At 69.2% G+C, this 18,220-nt stretch carries 15 protein-coding genes and 1 pseudogene; 3 read left to right on the forward strand and 13 right to left on the reverse strand.

Annotation, left to right across the window (positions count from 1 at the left end; genetic code table 11):
• Nucleotides 1-167 precede the first annotated feature (167 nt).
• From smc to ACQF4J_RS15100, 3 genes are all read right to left on the reverse strand, one after another.
• Nucleotides 168-3,752: a chromosome segregation protein SMC gene (gene smc, locus ACQF4J_RS15090; protein ID WP_427165809.1), complete on the reverse strand. Its 3,585-nt coding sequence runs from the start codon at nucleotides 3,750-3,752 to the stop codon at nucleotides 168-170.
• Nucleotides 3,753-3,956: 204 nt separating this feature from the next.
• Entirely contained in the window at nucleotides 3,957-4,160 is a 204-nt protein-coding gene (locus tag ACQF4J_RS15095) for a hypothetical protein (RefSeq protein WP_030048901.1), read from the reverse strand.
• 383 nt (nucleotides 4,161-4,543) lie between these two features.
• A complete protein-coding gene (locus ACQF4J_RS15100; RefSeq protein WP_351568355.1) occupies nucleotides 4,544-4,825 on the reverse strand; it encodes an acylphosphatase in 282 nt (93 codons plus the stop codon).
• A 168-nt stretch (nucleotides 4,826-4,993) separates the two neighbouring features.
• Between ACQF4J_RS15100 and ACQF4J_RS15105 the strand changes: the two genes are divergently transcribed.
• The gene (locus tag ACQF4J_RS15105) at nucleotides 4,994-6,175 is read left to right on the forward strand and encodes a CAP domain-containing protein (protein WP_427165810.1); all 1,182 of its coding nucleotides are present in this window, start codon (nucleotides 4,994-4,996) and stop codon (nucleotides 6,173-6,175) included.
• 20 nt (nucleotides 6,176-6,195) lie between these two features.
• Here the strand turns inward: ACQF4J_RS15105 and ACQF4J_RS15110 are convergent.
• Nucleotides 6,196-6,747 (reverse strand): annotated as a pseudogene (locus ACQF4J_RS15110) (tyrosine-type recombinase/integrase); the annotation flags it as partial.
• A gap of 786 nt (nucleotides 6,748-7,533) precedes the next feature.
• Here ACQF4J_RS15110 and ACQF4J_RS15115 point away from each other — a divergent pair.
• Complete coding sequence (locus ACQF4J_RS15115; RefSeq protein ID WP_427165811.1) at nucleotides 7,534-7,983, forward strand: hypothetical protein; 450 nt, start codon at nucleotides 7,534-7,536, stop codon at nucleotides 7,981-7,983.
• An 829-nt stretch (nucleotides 7,984-8,812) separates the two neighbouring features.
• On the opposite strand, the gene ACQF4J_RS15120 is transcribed toward ACQF4J_RS15115, so the two are convergent.
• Nucleotides 8,813-9,394: a flavodoxin family protein gene (locus ACQF4J_RS15120; RefSeq protein ID WP_351568364.1), complete on the reverse strand. Its 582-nt coding sequence runs from the start codon at nucleotides 9,392-9,394 to the stop codon at nucleotides 8,813-8,815.
• Nucleotides 9,395-9,501: 107 nt separating this feature from the next.
• Here ACQF4J_RS15120 and ACQF4J_RS15125 point away from each other — a divergent pair, with 107 nt between their 5' ends.
• Complete coding sequence (locus tag ACQF4J_RS15125; RefSeq protein WP_351568367.1) at nucleotides 9,502-9,903, forward strand: winged helix-turn-helix transcriptional regulator; 402 nt, start codon at nucleotides 9,502-9,504, stop codon at nucleotides 9,901-9,903.
• On the opposite strand, the gene mutM is transcribed toward ACQF4J_RS15125, so the two are convergent.
• The 8 genes from mutM to ACQF4J_RS15165 form a co-directional block, all read right to left on the reverse strand.
• Nucleotides 9,876-10,736, reverse strand: coding sequence for a bifunctional DNA-formamidopyrimidine glycosylase/DNA-(apurinic or apyrimidinic site) lyase (gene mutM / locus ACQF4J_RS15130; RefSeq protein WP_351806262.1), 861 nt, complete (start codon nucleotides 10,734-10,736; stop codon nucleotides 9,876-9,878). The genes ACQF4J_RS15125 and mutM overlap by 28 nt on opposite strands.
• Nucleotides 10,737-10,832: 96 nt before the next feature.
• Nucleotides 10,833-11,669, reverse strand: a complete 837-nt coding sequence (gene rnc, locus ACQF4J_RS15135) for a ribonuclease III (RefSeq protein WP_351568373.1) — start codon at nucleotides 11,667-11,669, stop codon at nucleotides 10,833-10,835.
• A 7-nt stretch (nucleotides 11,670-11,676) separates the two neighbouring features.
• Complete coding sequence (rpmF, locus tag ACQF4J_RS15140; RefSeq protein ID WP_003951102.1) at nucleotides 11,677-11,850, reverse strand: 50S ribosomal protein L32; 174 nt, start codon at nucleotides 11,848-11,850, stop codon at nucleotides 11,677-11,679.
• Nucleotides 11,851-11,852: 2 nt separating this feature from the next.
• Nucleotides 11,853-12,497, reverse strand: coding sequence for a YceD family protein (locus tag ACQF4J_RS15145; RefSeq protein ID WP_351568376.1), 645 nt, complete (start codon nucleotides 12,495-12,497; stop codon nucleotides 11,853-11,855).
• 132 nt (nucleotides 12,498-12,629) lie between these two features.
• On the reverse strand, nucleotides 12,630-13,664 hold the full coding sequence (locus tag ACQF4J_RS15150; protein ID WP_351568379.1) for an ATP synthase F0 subunit B: 1,035 nt from the start codon (nucleotides 13,662-13,664) through the stop codon (nucleotides 12,630-12,632).
• 58 nt (nucleotides 13,665-13,722) lie between these two features.
• Nucleotides 13,723-14,202, reverse strand: coding sequence for a pantetheine-phosphate adenylyltransferase (gene coaD / locus ACQF4J_RS15155; protein WP_272177448.1), 480 nt, complete (start codon nucleotides 14,200-14,202; stop codon nucleotides 13,723-13,725).
• Between the two features lie 26 nt (nucleotides 14,203-14,228).
• On the reverse strand, nucleotides 14,229-14,867 hold the full coding sequence (gene rsmD / locus ACQF4J_RS15160; protein WP_351806266.1) for a 16S rRNA (guanine(966)-N(2))-methyltransferase RsmD: 639 nt from the start codon (nucleotides 14,865-14,867) through the stop codon (nucleotides 14,229-14,231).
• A 51-nt stretch (nucleotides 14,868-14,918) separates the two neighbouring features.
• Nucleotides 14,919-18,140, reverse strand: coding sequence for a helicase-related protein (locus tag ACQF4J_RS15165; protein ID WP_427165812.1), 3,222 nt, complete (start codon nucleotides 18,138-18,140; stop codon nucleotides 14,919-14,921).
• Nucleotides 18,141-18,220 lie beyond the last annotated feature (80 nt).

Consider the following 18,220-nt stretch of genomic DNA (forward strand, 5'->3'; position numbering starts at 1 on the left):
GCTGCCGGGTGGGGGACCCTTCCAGGTAGGTGGTACCTGAAGGTAAAAGCAACATTGCCGAGACTATGCCTTCAAGTTTCGAAGTCAAGAGGGCCCACGTGTGAGTTTTTTGCGCAGGGGTAATGGGCAAGTGTTCAAGTCTTGAAGAGATGTGGTGGGGGCGGCGCTCAGCGCAGTCGCTGGCTGATGACCTTCGACACGCCGTCGCCTTGCATGGAGACGCCGTACAGGGCGTCGGCGACCTCCATCGTGCGCTTCTGGTGGGTGATCACGATGAGCTGGGACGCCTCCTGCAGCTCCTGCATGATCCGGATCAGCCGCTGCAGGTTGGTGTCGTCGAGCGCCGCCTCGACCTCGTCCATGACGTAGAACGGGCTCGGGCGCGCCTTGAAGATCGACACCAGCAGCGCTACGGCGGTGAGCGAGCGCTCGCCACCGGAGAGCAGGCTCAGCCGCTTGACCTTCTTGCCCGGCGGCCGCGCCTCCACGTCCACGCCCGTGGTCAGCATGTTGTCCGGGTCGGTCAGGATGAGCCGGCCCTCGCCACCGGGGAAGAGCCGGCTGAAGACGCCCTCGAACTCCCGGGCCGTGTCCCGGTAGGCCTCGGTGAAGACCTGCTCGACGCGCTCGTCGACCTCCTTGACGACCTGCAGCAGGTCGGCGCGGGTCTTCTTCAGGTCCTCCAGCTGCTCACTGAGGAACTTGTGGCGCTCCTCCAGCGCGGCGAACTCCTCCAGGGCGAGCGGGTTGACCTTGCCGAGCTGCTGGTAGGCCCGCTCGGCCGCCTTGAGCCGCCGCTCCTGCTCGGCCCGGTGGAAGGGCTTCGGCCGGTTGCGCGGATGCTCGGGGTCCTCGGGCAGCTCCTCGCCCTCGGCGGGCGGGGAGGGCGGTACGAGCTGGTGGGGGCCGTACTCGGAGACGAGCCCCGCCGGCTCCACGCCCAGCTCCTCCAGCGCCTTGGTCTCCAGCTGCTCGATCCGCATCCGCTTCTCGGCGCCGAGGACCTCGCCGCGGTGCACGGAGTCGGTGAGCTTGTCGAGCTCGGCCTTGAGGTCACGGCCGGCGGTGCGGGCGGCGGTGAGCTCCTGTTCCCGGCGGGCCTTGGCGGCCTCGGCGGCCGTGCGCTCCTCCTCGGCGCGGCGCAGGGACACCTCGACGTGCGCGAGCAGCTGGCGCGCGCCGGAGGCGACGGCCTCCGCGACGGCCGCCTCGTGCCGCAGCCGCGCCCGCCGCTGCTCGGCACGCGCGCGTGCGTCGCGCTCCGCGCGGGCGGCACGGTCGAGGGAGTCGGCGCGGCCGGACAGGCCCTTCACCCGCTCTTCGTGCGTACGGACCTGGAGGCGGGCCTCCATCTCGGTCTGGCGGGCGTTGGCGCCGTCGGCGGCGAGGCGGTCGCGGACGGAGGTGTCGGGTTCCTCCTCGACCGGCATCTCCTCTGCGACGGCGAGGCGCTCGGCGAGTTCCTCGACCTCCTGGAGGGCCTTGTCGAGGGCTTCCTGGGCGCGGGCCGCCGCCGCGACGGAGCGCTCCGCCTCGCCGGCCGCGCCTCTGGCCTGGCCGGACAGCCGGCCGAGCTGCTGGGCCACGGCGGACTTCTCCCGGTCGGCGGCCCTGCGGCGCTCGCCGAGTTCCTCGACGAGGGTGGTGCACTGCCCGCGGCGCCCCTGCGCGGCGTGCTGGGCCTCGGTCAGCTCCTCGCAGCGGACGGCCAGCTCCTCCAGCTCGGCCGCGGCCTCGTCCACGGAGGCCTGCACTTCGAGGAGGCTCGGGGCGCCCGCGGAGCCACCGTGGGCGAAGTGGGCGCCGAGGAGGTCGCCTTCGGCTGTGACGGCGGTCAGGTGGGGGTTGGCGTAGACAAGGTCTTCGGCGTCTTCGAGGGTGCCTACGACGACGATGCCTTCGAGGAGACGTTCTACGGCCGGCATGAGGTCGGAAGGGCCGCGGACGAATGACGCCGCGTCAGGTTGTGGCGCGTCTGCGGGTTCGTCGGGGCTGGTCGCGCGGTTCCCCGTGCCCCTTGGGGGCGTCTCCGGGGACCCTGCCAGGATGAGTGACGCACGTCCACCGTCCTGCTTGCGCAGCAGGCGGATCGCGTCCGCCGCAGCCGAGGGGGACGTCACCGCGATCGCATCCGCCGCCGCGCCGAAGGCCGCCGCCAGCGGGACCTCGTAGCCCGGGGTGACGGTCAGCAGTTCGGCCGCCGGGCCCAGCAGGCCGGTGAGACGGTCCTTCGCGCCGAGCAGCGCTCCCGTGCCGTCCTTGCGGCGCAGGCCCAGCGCCAGCGCCTCGTGGCGGGCCTGGGTCGCCGCGCGCCTGCGTTCCGCCGCCGTGGCCGCCTCGCGGGCGGCGCTCAGCCGTGCCTCCGCCTCTGCCAGCGCGGCCTTCGCCGCCTCGTGCCGCTCGGCCAGCTCCGTGTCGCCGGCGTCGAGTGCGTCGACCTCGGCCTTCAGGGACTCGTACTCCTCCTGCGCGGCGACGGCACGCTCCTGGGCCTCGTCCCTCGCCGCGGCCAGGCGGTCGATCTCGGCCTGGGCGGAGGCGGCGCGCGACCGGGCCGCGTTGACCTGCCCGTTCAGCCGGGCGAGGCCCTCGCGGCGGTCGGCGATGGCGCGGGCGACGTCCTTCAGGCGCCGCTCCTCCTGGGCGAGTTCGCGCTCCAGCTCGGCGCGGTGCGCGACCGTGTCCTCCAGGGCCCGCTCGGCCGCCTCCAGGGCCGCTTCGAGTTCGGCCTCCTGCTCCCGGATGCGTGCCGCCTCGCGTTCCATGTCCTCGGGGTCGCGTCCGCGCCGCTCCTCCGGCGGCACCGACGTCGCGCTCTTCACGCGCGCGTCTGCCAGCGAGATCGTGCCGCGGACGCGTTCGGCGAGCTGGGAGAGCTCGTACCAGGTCTGCTGGGCCCGCTGGAGGCGCGGCGCGAGCCGGCGGACCTCGTCCTCCAGCAGACCCTCGCGCTGGAGCGCCTTCCTCAGCTCCTGCTCGGTGGCCTCCTTGCGTTCCTTCAGCGCGGCCTCGTCCGCGACCTCGGTCTGCAGCGCCTGGCGCAGTCGTACGAGATCGTCGGCGAGCAGGCGCAGACGGGCGTCCCGGAGATCGGCCTGGATGACGGCGGCCCGGCGGGCGACGGCCGCCTGCCTGCCCAGCGGCTTGAGCTGGCGTCTGAGTTCGTCCGTCAGGTCCTGCACGCGCGCGAGGTTGGCCTGCATCGCGTCCAGCTTGCGCAGGGCCTTCTCCTTGCGCTTGCGATGCTTGAGGACGCCGGCCGCCTCCTCGATGAAGGCGCGGCGTCCCATGGGGTCGGCGTGCAGGACGGAGTCGAGCTGGCCCTGGCCGACGATGACGTGCATCTCGCGGCCGATGCCGGAGTCGGAGAGGAGTTCCTGGATGTCCAGCAGGCGGCAGGTGTCGCCGTTGATCTGGTACTCGCTGCCGCCGTTGCGGAACATGATCCGCGTGATGGTGACCTCGGCGTACTCGATGGGCAGGGCGCCGTCGGAGTTGTCGATGGTCAGGGACACCTCGGCGCGGCCCAGCGGCGGGCGGCCGGTGGTGCCGGCGAAGATGACGTCCTCCATCTTGCCGCCGCGCAGCGACTTGGCGCCCTGTTCGCCCATCACCCAGCTGAGGGCGTCGACGACGTTGGACTTGCCCGAGCCGTTCGGCCCCACGACACACGTGATGCCGGGCTCGAACCGGAGCGTGGTCGCCGAGGCGAACGACTTGAACCCCCGGAGGGTCAGGGCCTTGAGGTGCACGCCGCCGGACTCTACCTTCCGCCGGTATCTCACTCCATGAACCCGCGGTTTCACCCTTGAACGTGCAGGGCACACCAAACGTTAAAGAGAGTGAAAGGGTGCGGGGGAAAGAAAGAAGGGACGCCGAAGCGTCCCTTGCAAATCTGACAATTCAGCGGCTGATACGGGCAGCCCAACCACTGCTGTCGTGGTGCGATGCAGTGATCAGGTGAGCGCAGGCTCCGCCTGGTGTGCGTCGATGCTCTCCATGATCCTGTCGTGAGAAGCGGCAGCCGTCAGGGCGTCGTTCTCGGCCTGGATCCGTCCGAGCTCGGATTCCAGGTCCTGGACGCGCTGCTGGAGCCGTCGCATCTCGGCGAGGAGTCGAGGGTCGGAGCCGCCGACGTAACCGAGAAGCGCCTTTGCCATGATGGATGGTCCTCCACACTGAGTGACCGACCGAAGCGGTGTGGGTCGTGAGGGATTCGCACCCGCGGTGCTTGACACTGTTGAGTTCGTGCTGCCGTTCATCCATGCCAAACAGCTAAGGTGCGCGGGGTGCTTTCAGCGTCTCACCAAAAAGTTTGACGGTCAACACGATCACGCCCGTATTGGCGGGCATCCGGGGGGCACGCGGCCTGGAACTGGCGGCGTTGCGACTCCCGCGGGCCTCTTGGGGCGTGACGATCATCCTTGCGTGCGGAGCCTGCCAGAGCAAGCCCGTTCTTGGCAACCACCAGGCAATTTCCGCTCGGGGCGGGCGCCGGAGCCCTCTCCCTCCGCTTCAGCCTGGCCGGTCTCCCGGAAACGGCTCAGCGGATGGCGAAGCCCTCGTACCCGCCGCGGGGTGTGTCCCAGATCTCGGTGACGCCGTCCACCCGGCCGGGCGTGTCGTCTCCCTGGAGCCACTCCAGCAGTCCTTCACACCGCTCCCGCGCCCCCTCCGCGACCACCTGGACCCGTCCGTCCCCCAAATTGAGAGCAAAACCACTCAGGCCGCCGAGCTCCAGTGCCTTGGCCCGCGTGAACCAGCGGAAACCCACACCCTGGACCCGTCCGCGCACCCAGGCGACCAGCCGTACATCCTCGCTCATGGGTGCAACCTAACGGGCCAATGTCTCTCCGGGCACTTCCTCCCCTGGCGCCATGCGGTACCGTCCCCTGCCAAGCAATCTCACACGAAACTCACTCGAAGGTGTGAGTTTTGTGATCATGGTTGACCGGGGGGACGTGTCGACCGCCAGGACGAGGAAGGCCAGGACATGGGACGCCACCGACGCTCCGCCGCCGGCCGCGCCGCCACGGGCCGCGCCACGACAGTCACAGGAACGGACGGCTCGTACGCGGGCGGCTACGACCCTCAGCAGTACTCGTACAGCTACGACCCGCCGGAGTCGTTCGCTCACGACACGCGGGAGTCCTTCACTCACGAGGTGCGGGAGTCCTTTGCTCACGACGCGCGGGAGTCCTTCGCGGCAGGCTCCACGCCCGCCATGGGCACCGCCCCGTACCTGAACACCGACGAGTACGCCGAGACCTCCGCGCGCAGCGCCGCGTACTTGTTCGCCACGGAGGACGACTACCGCACGGTCTTCCCCGAGCACGGGCCCGCCTCCGGCAAGGACGCCCGCCGAGGCGGATCGCGTCGGCGCAAGAAGCGCGCCGCGACACCGGTGAAGACCGGGCTGCTCGGCGTCTCGGCTGCCGTCGCCATCGGCACAGTCGCCGTGGCCACGGGCGCGATGCCCGGGCTCGACAACTACAAGCTCGGCGGCGGCGCGGGCGGCGACAAGGCGCAGGCCGCGAGCTCGCCGACCAACTCGGCCAGCGAGCAGGGCGGCGCCTCGGGCAGCGCCGACAACCGTGACGAGGGCTCCTCCACGAGCCGCGGCGCCGGCCGAGCGGCCTCGCCCGCGCCGAGCGTGTCCGCCTCCACGGCCGCGCCCACCCAGGCCCCGACGAAGAAGCCGAAGGCCACCCCGAGCAAGAAGCCGAAGGCGACCACGCCCCCGAAGAAGGAGAAGACCTCCGCGCCGGCGGCCTCCGCGGTGGCGACGGTGTCCACCCAGGCCGCCGCCGAGGCGGAGGTGTTGCGCCTGGTCAACGTGGAGCGGGCCAAGGTCGGCTGCAGCCCGGTGGCCGCCAACAGCGCGCTCACGGACCTCGCCGAGAACTTCAGCGACGCCATGGCCGCGCAGGACTTCTTCGACCACACCGACCCCAGCGGCGCCACGCCGTGGGACCGGGCGGCGAAGGCCGGGATAGCCAATCTGGGCGGGGAGAACATAGCCCGCGGCCAGGCGGACGCCGCCGCGGTGATGGACGCCTGGATGAACAGCCCGGGCCACAAGGCGAACATCCTGAACTGCGACTTCAAGACCCTGGGGGTCGGCGTCCACTTCGGGACCGGCGGTCCTTGGTGGACGCAGGACTTCGGCTACTGAGATAACCGCAGGTCAGACACCTAAGAACCTTCCTGGGCCGTCTCCGGGCCGTCATCCGCAGGTTCGTCGTCCTCGAAGACGCGGTCCACGGCGGCCCGGGTCCGGGTCTCACTCGACGGCATCAGGTGCGTGTACGTGCGCAGCGTGAAGCCGGGGTCATGGTGACCCAGGTACTCGCTCAGCGCCTTGATGCTCTCCCCCGCGTCCAGGAGCACCGAGGCGTAGAAGTGCCTCAGCGCGTGCATCCCGTTGTCGCGGCCTGTCTCGACACCCACGGCCCGAAGCGCAGGACGCCAGACGCGATCGTTGAAGCGGTTCCGGTCCAGCGCCAGGCCGGCGGAGCCGGTAAAGAGGAGCGATGCCGTGACCGGTGGGCCGTCGAGGGTCTTCCACGGCAAGGTGATCTGCGCAGCCGGGTGACGCTTCGGGTGAGCGGCGAGCGCGAAGGCCACAGACTCGGGCAACGGCACGTCACGCTCTTTGCCTCCCTTCGGCGGAGCGAAGATCGGCCGGTGACGTTGGAGCAGCTTGACCTGCCGCACGACGTGCACCACCCCGCCAAGGAAGTCGACCCGCCTTTCGTGGGACGACGGGGCGAGACTCGAACATCAGCGCCAAGCGTTTCGACCGAAACGCTTGCGGGCGGACCGGATTCACCCTGAAATCGGCCTTGACATGCGCACCCGGGGGAGAACGTGTACTTCTACTCATACCTACCCGTCCTCTTCTCTCCAGGGAGCTTGAAATGTTGACCAATGTCCTCGGTTCTGTTGGCAATTTTCTGGAAATCGTCATCGGCGCCCTCTTCTGAGCAAAACAGGAGCCCCGAAGGGGTGTCCTGACCAGGGCTGTCGCAAGGTCGAGGTGATCTTGTGAGGGCCAGGTCAGAGTGTGCGTGACCAGAAAGACCGTAGCTCCGTTGGGGCGAGTGACCTGTGGGGTCGCTTACCCCTAACGGAGCTTCGGTGTTTCGTGAGTCTGCCATGCCCGAGACAACGCTCCGCGAAAATTGGCCCCCTGCCGCTCCCGGAAAATCGACCCCTTGGGGTTTGTTCAGTCGCGGAGTGGCCGGCCTAGCGGTGACCGTTACTGCCCTGACTGCTCCCGAGTCTTCACCCCGGAGGAGCTAAAGGCGCTGCGAGAACGGCAGAGTCGAGAAAGCCAATCCGGGCTTCGAGTGCGGTACAGCAGCGAAGTACAGCAACCGTGGTGACCGCAGGCCACCGCCCCGAACCGATAACGTCCCCGTGACCAGGGCGGGAGACCTCCGTGACCTCCCCGCCCGTAGTTCGCATCGAGGGGCATGGGAAAGCACGACCGTCGTGGCGGTGTCAGTCCTGCCGTGCACAATGCCGTCCATGAGTGAGCGCTACGAGGTCGTCCTTTCTTGCTACTTGCGCGACGACACCCCCGAATGGGTCATGGCCGCCCTGCGGTGGCACTTGGGCATGGACGCCGAGTTCCCCGAAGGTCTCGATGACCAGGACGAGTATCTGTACCCACTGCTCGTCCCGGACAACTACGCCAACCGCCGGATACCAGGTGGAGACGTCGTGTCCCTCCGTCGCGAGGTGCAAGAATTCACGAGCTCCGGGGAGCGGTACGAATGGGAACTCTTCGCACGCAAGGGCTGGATCGACGACTCCATGCTTTACCTCCGGGGCCTGTTGGACCTGCTCGCCCCACACATCGCGCAGCCCGGCTATGGGGGCCACTTCCGACACATATCCGACACCGAAGTGACTGTCTTCGACTTCCGCGAGGGAGCGTACGAGCCCATCAAGATATGGGGTGTCGACCCGCGGTGACCGGACGGCAAGGGATTCGCGTCCCGCTCGCCCCATCGGAGGCAGTCAGCGGAGAATGACGGAGCGGCCGTTCCAGGACGAAGAGCGATCGTGCCACATCCGTGCCAGAACGGGCGGGGAGTCACGGGGAATCGGCGTACACCGAGGCGCGTGCCGCCGGACTCTGCTCTGGGCGGGGAACCCGCAGGTCACAGCATGCGTTGCCCCACCTCGCTCCTGAAGCGGTGCGCGGCGACATCTAGGTAGCGATCCGCCGTATGCCAGCACGCCGGCCGCGCTGTCGCCATGGGCGTCCGCCCAGCCGACCAGGACGAGGAACTCCCACCACGCTTGGAGGCAATCGGACCGGACACACGCCGAGGGCCTGACCACCCTGGTCAGGCCCTCCGTGCGGTACAGCGTCGATCTGTCAGTGCTTGAGGGAGCCTTTGGACCGTTCTTTCGCGCCGCGCGTCATCCCCCGTGCTTCGAGAGCGGCGCCTTTTGCTTCGAGGGTTCCTTTGTGCACAGCGTGGGCCGCCTTCCGCACAGTCTTTCCGACCACCTGTTCGACCTTCGCCTTGGCCCGTTCTCCGGCACTCATCTCAATACCTCCGCGGAGATGTCACTGGCCGTGTGCCCTTGAAGCAGGCGACAAAACCAGTCTGGGGGATGTGCCGACCATGGACGGCCGAGTGCACCCTGGCTCGGGCCGTGCGGGGGTGCTCAATGACGACCAACGCTGACAACCACCGACAGCTAAGTCGCAGGTCGCAGCGTTGATCAACGGCACGGCCGCAGGTCAGAGACCCGGCCCGTCACTTCTTCGGCTACTGGTCCGGTACGGCGGTCAGGCGGCGCGGCCCTGGAGGAACACCCGCGCCGTCTCCGTGACGCGGCGGCCGAGGTGCTCGGCGGTCTGGATGTCGGCCTTGTGGACGGCGTCCGGACCCTCGTCGACGTTGGTCTGGGCGGCCGCGCCGGCGAAGACGCCGAGGCGGTTGAGGTCGTGCTCGCTGCCCTCGCTGTTGTTCCAGCCGGGGTGCAGACCGAGGTTGACCCAGTGCATGCCGTGCTGCCCGGCGAGGATCTGGAAGAACTGCAGGGTGTGCAGCTTGTCGCCGCTCTTGGAGCCGGAGTTGGTGAAACCGGCGGCCAGCTTGTCCTTCCAGTCCTGGCCGAACCAGCGCTTGGAGGACGCCTCCGCGAAGACGTGGAAGGCTCCCGACGCGGTGCCCATGTAGGTGGGCGAGCCGAAGACGATCGCGTCGGAGCGGTCCAGCGTCGCCCACTGCTCGTCGGTGATCTCATCCACGTTGATCAGGTGGACCTCGGCACCCGCTTCGGCGGCACCGGCGCGGACGGCCTCCGCGAGCACGGCGGTGTGGCCGTAGCCGGAGTGGTAGGCGATGGAGACAACAGGGGTGGTCACGATGCGAACTCCTGGTTCAGCAGGTCAGTGGCAATGACGAAAGGAAAGCACTAACTTCGAGTTAGTGCAACCTGCCGGTTAGCGCTGCTTTCGAGTACGCTTGAGGTATGGACATCACGCAGGAGCGCGCGGAGGCGCGTGACCTCCCCTTCAACGTGTTCGCCAAGGCCTGCCCCTCGCGCGGCACGCTGGAGCACGTCACGGGCCGCTGGGGCGCGCTCACGCTGGGCGCCCTGCACGAGGGCTCGCTGCGCTTCAACGAGCTGCGCCGCCGGGTCGACGGCGTGAGCGAGAAGATGCTGTCCCAGACGCTGCACGCGCTGGAGCGCGACGGCCTGGTGCACCGCGAGGCGCAGCCGACCAACCCGCCGCGCGTGGACTACGAGCTGACGCCCCTCGGCCGGGACGTCGCCGAGCGGCTGCTCGGCCTCATCCACCTGCTGGAGGGGCGCATGGACGACGTCCTCGCCGCCCGGTCCCGTTACGACGAGACGCGCGGCGCCCTCTGACACTTCGGGCAGAAGTAGCTGGACCGGTTCATCCAGGGGCGTCGGCGCATCGGCGTACCGCACCTCTTGCACGGCAGGCCCTCACGGCCGTACGCGTCGAGGGACCGGTCGAAGTAGCCCGACTGCCCGTTGACGTTGACGTAGAGGCTGTCGAAGCTGGTGCCGCCGACGGCGAGGGCCGCGTTCATCACGTCCCTGATGTGACCGATGAGTTCGGCCGTGCGCGGGCGCGTGAAGCCGGCCGTCGGACGCTCGTAGTGGACGCGGGAGCGCCAAAGGGCCTCGTCCGCGTAGATGTTGCCCACTCCGCTGATCAACGACTGGTCCAGCAGGGCCCGTTTGATCGTCGTGCGCTTGCGCCGCAGGGCCTGGTGGAAGGCGTCCTCGTCGAACAGCGGATCAAGGGGATCGCGGGCGATGTGCGCGATGACGTCGGGCAGCCCCACGGGGGTGTTGTCGTGCAACGACAGTCCGCCGAAGGTGCGTTGGTCGACGAAGCGGAGTTCGGTGGCCAGGTCGTCGGCGAATCGGACGCGGATGCGCAGGTGCTTCTCGTCGGCGGCCGACTCCGGCTGGACCAGCAGCTGGCCGCTCATGCCGAGGTGGGCCAGGACCGACTGGTGGGTGTCCTCCAGGGGCAGCCACAGGTACTTGCCGCGGCGGCTGGGGACGCCGACGCGATGCCCCTTGAGCCGGTGCGCGAAGTCGTCCGCCCCGGCGATGTGCCGACGCACGGCACGCGGGTGCAGGACCTCGGCGTCGGCGACGACGCGGTGGGCGACCCACCGCTCCAGACCCCGCCGGACGACCTCGACCTCGGGCAACTCGGGCATGCGCTCCCCCGTGACTACCGGTGAACGGTCCGAGCGCCCGCCCCACGGCGGGGACGGGCGCTCGGGACGCGCTGTACGTCGGACAAGACTCTTCTGTCAGGCCGAGACGGAGGTGGGGCCTTCGCCGTCCTGGGCGGCCTTCTCGGCGGCCGCCTTCTTGGCGCGCTCGTCCGCCGCGGCCCGGATGGACCGCCAGGCGGACTCGGCGGCCTGCTGCTCCGCCTCCTTCTTGCTGCGGCCGGTGCCGGTGCCGTACGAGACGCCTCCGACGCGGGCGGCAGCAGTGAAGGTCTTCTCGTGGTCGGGACCGGTCTCCGTGACGAGGTACTCGGGCACGCCGAGGCTCTCGGTCGCGGTGAGCTCCTGGAGGGAGGTCTTCCAGTCCAGGCCGGCTCCGAGGTTGGAGGACTTCTCGATCAACGGGTCGAAGAGCCGGTGGACGAGCTCGCTCGCCGCATCGAGACCCTGGTCGAGATAGACCGCGCCGATCACCGCTTCCAGGGTGTCGGCGAGGATGGACGCCTTGTCCCGGCCGCCCGTGCCCTCTTCACCACGGCCGAGCCGGATGAAGGAGCCCAGTTCCAGGCCGCGGCCGACCTCCGCCAGCGCACGAGAGTTGACCACCGCGGCCCGCAGCTTGGCCAGCTGGCCCTCGGGCAGGTCGGGGTGGGTGCGGTACAGCGTGTCCGTGACGACCAGGCCGAGCACGGAGTCCCCGAGGAACTCCAGCCGCTCGTTGGTCGGCAGACCGCCGTTCTCGTACGCGTAGGAACGGTGGGTCAGCGCTCGCACCAGAAGGGCGGACTCGAGCTTGTACCCGAGCCGCCCTTCCAGAAGCGTGTGGGACGAGGCTGTGTTGTCCGCCTTCTTCTTGGCGGGTGGGTCCGCCTTGGCGTCATCCGCCTTCTTGGCAGTGGACACGGTGCCTCTCACCAGCCGCTCAGACCTCGAGGACCTGGCGCTTGTTGTAGGTGCCGCAAGACGGGCACGCGATGTGCTGCTGCTTGGGCTCGTGGCAGCGCTCGCACGCAACCAGGGTGGGGACCGCAGCCTTCCACTGCGACCGGCGGTGGCGCGTGTTGCTGCGCGACATCTTCCGCTTCGGAACAGCCACGGCTACTTCTCCTGCTTCTCGTCGACGCCCGGTTCGGCGCCGCTCATCTCGTCCTTCTCGCCGTCCTGCATGGTGCCGGCGAGTCCCTGCAAAGCCGCCCAACGGATGTCGACGGCGTCGTGGTGGTGGTCCGGGTCGTCCGCGAGACGTGCTCCGCATTCGGCGCACAGTCCCGGGCAGTCTTCCTGGCACACCGGCTGCATCGGCAGTGCGAGCACCACCGCATCGCGCAGCAGAGGTTCGAGGTCGAAAAGTCCGTCCTCGAGGAAGAACCTGTCCTCGTCGTCCTCGGCGTCGTCGCCCGGTTCCGCGATCACACGGCCCCGGTCGTCGGCGTCAGGGTACGTGAACAGCTCCTGGAATTCCGCTTCGACGTCCAGCTGAAGCGGCTCCAGACACCTTACGCACTCTCCCTCGGCCTGTGCACGGGCGGTGCCTGTGACAAGCACCCCTTCCATGACCGACTCGAGCCGGAGTTCGAGCTCCACCGGGGCGCCTTCCGGCACTCCGACGACTCCCTGGATTCCGAGGTCCTTGGGAGCGTCGATCGAGCGGGTCAGCCGCTGCAGCGCACCAGGACGCCGACCCAGCTCGTGTGTGTCGAACACGAGAGGGTTTCGATGGTCGAGGCGAGCGTTGGGAGCCATTCCTGCTTTCGATCTTCGAGCTCAGAGGGACGCCGCCCTTCGGTGTCCCCGGGCAGCGTTGATCGCGGACGTACGCGCGACCGAAGAGCCAGGATACTGGACCTTTCGCTCACGGCCCAATCCGGTGGTTCCTTACTGGCCGCGACCCTGCTCGTACGCCCTCAGCTGCTCCGGCGTGATCATGCCCGTGTCGAAGAGGCTGGTCTCGTCGAGGGCGTACGACTGGTGCGGCTGCTGGGTCTGGTTCGGGTCGTACTGCTGGGTGTCGTAGCCCTGGTAGGCATAGGGGTCGGCCTGCTGGTAGCCGTAGGCGTCCTGCTGGGCGTAGCCCTGTTGCTGCTGGTACTGGCCCGCGTACGGGTCGGCCTGCTGCTGGTAGCCGTATGCCGGCTGCGGTTCGGCGTAGTCCTGCTGCGGGACGGGCTGCTGCTCGGCCTGGGCTTCCTGCTGCGTGAGGGCGGCGAGGTCGGCCAGGTAGTCGGCGTCGCTGGAGTGCTGGAAGGACGTGGTGTCGTCGGCGAGGGCACCGAGGTCGTCGGTGGCGATACGGCCGTGCAGCTTGGCGCGGCCCTTGCCGACCGCCTCCAGCGTCTTGGCCAGCACAGCCTCGAAGGCGCCGAGCTTGACGTCGACGTAGGCGTCGGCGTCCTTGCGCAGGGTCTCCGGGTCGTGGCTGCGCTCGGGGGCGTCCTCGTCCTCGTAGCCCTGCTCGTCGAGGCCCGGGCCGGTGCCCAGCAGCTTCTCGCGGCCGCGGCCGACGGAGCCGAGGGTCTTGGTGAGGACGACCTCGAAGTTGGCGAGCTTGGAGTCGACGTAGTCGTCGGCCTCCGCACGGACCTCCTCGGCCTCCTGGCGGGCCTCGGCGAGGATCCGGTCGGCCTCCGCCTGGGAGCGGCGGGCGATCTCGGTGTCGGAGATCAGCGAGCCGCGCTCGGCGTGGGCGCCCTGGATGATCCGGTCGGCCTCCTGGCGGGCCTGCTCGACCAGCTGCGCACGGTCGCCGATCAGCTCCTGGGCCTGGGCGAGGGAGTCGGGCAGCGCCGCGCGCACCTCTTCCAGCATCGAGAGCAGTTCGGCGCGGTTGACCACGCACGAGGCCGACATGGGCATCGACCGGGCGCCGGAGACCGCGGCCACGATCTCGTCGAGCTTCTTCTGCACGTCCACCGTGTGCTCGCCACTCTCTACCGATGTGTTGGAGACGGACGGGACGACTGTAGTCCCATCAGTTCTGGCGGAGGCGCTCGTTGAGGGCTTCGAGGACGGTCGGCGGTACGAGGTGGGAGACGTCGCCTCCCCAGGTGGCGACCTCCTTGACGAGCGAGGAGGACAGGAAGCTGTAGGTGGGGTTCGTCGGCACGAAGAGGGTCTCCACGCCCGACAGGCCGTTGTTCATCTGGGCCATCTGCAGCTCGTAGTCGAAGTCGCTGACAGCGCGCAGGCCCTTGACGATGGCCGGGATGTCGCGCTCCTTGCAGTAGTCGACGAGCAGGCCGTGGAAGGCCTCGACGATCACGTTGCCGTACTCGGCGGTGACCTGGCGGATCAGGTCGATCCGCTCGTCGATCTCGAACAGGCCCTTCTTGGACTTGTTGATCATCACCGCGACATAGACCTCGTCGTAGAGGCGGGAGGCGCGGGAGATGATGTCGAGGTGTCCGTTGGTGATCGGGTCGAACGACCCGGGACAGACGGCGCGGCGCACTTGTGTTCCCTCGCTCTCCGGTCCGGTCATCGTGCGTCTTCGCACGTAGAGGCGGCGCGACCGTACCAAAACGTTCCCTCGCCGTAGCGACGGGCCTTGACCGCGTCGAAACCCTCGGGCCACCTGAATTCTCCGCCTCTGGTGCTGCGCTCCACGGTGACGATCGCCTCCGGCGCGAGCCAGTGTTCAGTGCGGAGTGTGAGCAGGATCTCGCGAAGATCGTGATCTGTCACACGGTACGGGGGGTCCAGGAAGACGAGGTCGTACGGGGCCGTCGGCGCCGACTGGATGATCTGCTCGGCCTTGCCGGACCTGACCTCGGCGCCGGGGAGGCCGAGGCTCTTGACGTTCTCCCGGATCGTGCGGGCCGCTCTGGCGTCGGCCTCGACGAGGAGGGTGTGGCTCGCGCCCCGGGAGAGGGCTTCCAGGCCGACCGCCCCCGAGCCGGCGTACAGGTCGAGGACGCGTTCGCCGTCTAGGGGGCCGCCGAGGAGGGACTGCCAGGTGGAGAGGAGGCCTTCGCGTGCGCGGTCGGAGGTGGGGCGGGTGCCGGTCCCTGGCGGGACGGCCAGGCGGCGTCCGCCGGCTGCACCGGCGATCACGCGGGTCATCTTCGGTCCTTGATGGTGAGCGGCTTTACGTTCAGTGTGGCTGGTCGCGCGCACGCGGCGGTAGCCGCATTCAATGGTGCCCCGCGCCCCTGACAGGAGTCTCCCTCACCCCTTCTCCAAGTACTGCTCCCTTTCCTCGTCCAAGAGGGCGTCCAGGGCCGTCCGCAGGCCCGGGAGGCCGGTCAGCTCCGGGTCCGCCGCGACGACCGCCGCCGCCTCCTCCCGCGCCTCCGCGATGACCTCCTCGTCCTCGATGACGGCGAGGACTCGCAGGCTGGTGCGGGCGCCCGACTGGGCCTGGCCCAGGACGTCGCCCTCGCGGCGCTGCTCCAGGTCGATGCGGGAGAGTTCGAAGCCGTCCAGGGTCGACGCCACCGCGGTCAGGCGCTGGCGGGCCGCGGTGGCCTCCGGCATCTCGGTGACCAGGAGGCACAGGCCGGGGGCCGAGCCGCGGCCCACGCGGCCGCGCAGCTGGTGGAGCTGGGAGACGCCGAAGCGGTCGGCGTCCATGATCACCATGGCGGTGGCGTTCGGGACGTTGACGCCGACCTCGATGACCGTCGTGGCGACCAGGACGTCGGTGTCGCCGGCGGCGAAGCGGCGCATCACGGCGTCCTTGTCGTCGGGGTGCATACGGCCGTGCAGGACTTCCACGCGCAGGCCCTGGAGGGGGCCCTTGGCGAGTTGCCCGGCCACGTCGAGGACGGCGAGCGGCGGGCGCTTCTCCGCCTCGTCCTCCGGGGACTTCTTCTTGCCGGACTTCTTGGGGTCGTCCTCCTCGTCGCCGATGCGGGGGCAGACGACGTACGCCTGATGGCCGTTCTCCACCTCCTCGCGGACGCGCTCCCAGGCGCGGGCCAGGAAGTGGGGCTTGTCGGCGGCCGGGACGACGTGGGAGGCGATGGGTGAGCGGCCCGCGGGGAGCTGGTCGAGGACCGAGGTCTCCAGGTCGCCGAAGACCGTCATCGCGACCGTGCGGGGGATGGGGGTCGCCGTCATCACGAGCAGGTGCGGGGGCTGCTTGCCCTTGCCGCGCAGGGCGTCGCGCTGCTCGACGCCGAAGCGGTGCTGTTCGTCGACGACGACCAGGCCGAGGTCGTGGAACTGGACCTTGTCCTCGATCAGCGCGTGTGTGCCGATCACGATGCCGGCCTCGCCGGTGGCCAGGTCCAGCATCGCCTGCCGGCGGGCGGCCGTGCCCATGGATCCGGTGAGGAGCACGACCTTCGTGGCGTGCTCCGCGCCGCCGAGCATGCCGCCCTCGGCCAGCTCGCCCATCATCTCGACGACGGAGCGGTGGTGCTGCTGGGCGAGGACCTCGGTGGGCGCGAGCATGGCCGCCTGCCCCCCGGCATCGACGGTGGCGAGCATGGCACGCAGGGCCACCATGGTGTTGTGGGTGACCGTGAAGTTGTCGGTGACATAGGCGTGGCCGGGGTGCGCGACGCTGATGCACTGGACCGGCTTGCGCCCCACGTACTCGACCGCCCTGACTCCGCGCCGGAAGGTGCTGTGCTCCGGTCGGGAGCGGACCCGTTCCGCTTTGCGTGTCAGCCGGAACGGGGCGTACTCGTCAGGCAGGGCCACCGAGACATTGAAAGCGGCCTTGTTCGGCAGGACCTGCGCCCGGCCGCCGAGCGACCGCACGAGCCAGGCGACGTCGTCCGCCAGTCGCCGTGAGGCCGAGCAGAGCGAGATGCTCATGCCGTCCGCATGGATGGTTCCGTCGGTGTCCAGAAGGCCTTGCAGCAGGGCGAGACGGTTCTTGATCGACGTGTTCTTGAACCGGTCGGGGATGAATGTGCCGTGCGACGTCACGCCCCACAGGTGCAGGTCCCGCAGCACTTGGATCACTGGGTTCCGCAAGCCTGCGGCACGCTGTGCCGACTGAATCGTGAAGTCGCGCTTCGAACCCCTCACCGGCACGAGGCGGCAGTCGGGCGCCACGGCTGCCGCGACGGCGTCACGGATCTCGTCGTCGATCGTGGACAGGTGCAGATCGTGCCGGAAGGAACCGTCCCCCAGGAGGAGGCCGAAGAGGTACGGATCGAGCGGCAGCCCTGAGTCGTCCCCGAGTTCGACGGGAGTTGCCGCCGGGATGTACCACTTCGAGGATCCGTCGGCTTTGAACGTGTCGAGACGGATCTCCCGGGTCGTCATGACCTTCGGTGCCTGACCCCGATGCCGTCCGCAACTCGTGCCGACGATCCAAAGATGTTCGTCGTCGCACTCCACGGAACTTCCGTCGGAGAGCACCAGCCGCCAGACATCGCGCTCTCCTTGCGGAAAGACACCGTCGATCAGTGCGATCTCCCCGTCCGGCACGACGACCTCGTCTCCCACCCGCATGTCCCCCATCCGGCGGAATCCCGTGGGTGTGAGCACGAGCGAATCCAAGGGCTGGGCCTTGCCGGAACCGACCTCTCCCTGCAGCAGTCGGTGCATCGGGTGTTCGGTGGCGAGGTCGTCGAAGATCTCCTTCGAGACCTTCCGCTGGCCCTCGGTGAGGGTGAAGGGGAGGCGGTCGTCGAAAGCGGTGAGAAGGCCGTCCGGTCCGGGTCTGCGGGCCACCGCCGGGAGCTGGGCGTCGGCGTGGCGGCGGCGGGCGAGGGCGACCTGCAGGACGAAGGCCTCGTCCCACTTCAGGCGGGAGCGGGCGTCCTCGATGTCGGCCTTGGTGTGCGGCCGGTGGATCTTGAGCAGGGCCTCGTGGAGGGTGACCAGGCCGCGGCCCTCGCGGAGGGCGGTCGGGAGGGGGTCCACTGCTTCCTGGGCGCCGGGCAGGACCGTCTGGATCGCCTTGCCGATCTTCCAGGACTCCAGCTTGGCGGTGGCGGGGTAGATGGGGATCAGCGCGCCGGCCCAGCTCTCGACCGTCTCCTCGCTGTCGCCCCGCAGCAATTCGTAGGCGGGGTGGGCAAGTTGGAGACGGCGGTTGAAGACGGAGACCTTGCCGGAGAACATCGCGCGGGTGCCCGGCAGGAGTTCCTTGTGGGGCTTGTGCACGCCGTTGCCGAAGAAGACCAGTTGGAGGCGGCCGCTGCCGTCGGTGATCGTGACCTCCAGCCGCTGGCCCTTGCCCCGGGGGGCCTTGGCGGAGGCGAAGGTGTGCAGGCGGGCGTCGGCGACCATGGCGACCACCGTGACGTGCTCGTCCATGGGGAGGTCGGCGAGGTGGGTGAGCTGGCCGCGCTCCTCGTATCTGCGCGGGTAGTGGTGCAGGAGATCGCCGACGGTGTGCAGGCCGAGGTGCTCGGCCATCACCTTCGCGGTGGCGGGGCCGAGCACCTTTTTCAGTGGTTCTTCCAGTGCGGGCACGAGATCCATTGCACACCACGCCACTGACAATGCCGTAAACGTCTCGGGAAACCCCTGGTCAGCCGGGCTGTTCGGGCTCTAGGATGGCG

Source organism: Streptomyces sp. C1-1 (assembly GCF_050214755.1).
In the GTDB taxonomy this organism is placed as follows: domain Bacteria; phylum Actinomycetota; class Actinomycetes; order Streptomycetales; family Streptomycetaceae; genus Streptomyces.

Bases quoted from the DNA above. Each gene is read 5' to 3' on its own strand.
- ACQF4J_RS15095 (WP_030048901.1), bottom strand. From the start codon at position 4,160: ATGGCAAAGGCGCTTCTCGGTTACGTCGGCGGCTCCGACCCTCGACTC.
- ACQF4J_RS15165 (WP_427165812.1), bottom strand. From the start codon at position 18,140: ATGGATCTCGTGCCCGCACTGGAAGAACCACTGAAAAAGGTGCTCGGC.
- ACQF4J_RS15100 (WP_351568355.1), bottom strand. From the start codon at position 4,825: ATGAGCGAGGATGTACGGCTGGTCGCCTGGGTGCGCGGACGGGTCCAG.
- ACQF4J_RS15125 (WP_351568367.1), top strand. From the start codon at position 9,502: ATGGACATCACGCAGGAGCGCGCGGAGGCGCGTGACCTCCCCTTCAAC.
- ACQF4J_RS15145 (WP_351568376.1), bottom strand. From the start codon at position 12,497: ATGGCTCCCAACGCTCGCCTCGACCATCGAAACCCTCTCGTGTTCGAC.
- mutM (WP_351806262.1), bottom strand. From the start codon at position 10,736: ATGCCCGAGTTGCCCGAGGTCGAGGTCGTCCGGCGGGGTCTGGAGCGG.
- ACQF4J_RS15115 (WP_427165811.1), top strand. From the start codon at position 7,534: ATGAGTGAGCGCTACGAGGTCGTCCTTTCTTGCTACTTGCGCGACGAC.
- ACQF4J_RS15105 (WP_427165810.1), top strand. From the start codon at position 4,994: ATGGGACGCCACCGACGCTCCGCCGCCGGCCGCGCCGCCACGGGCCGC.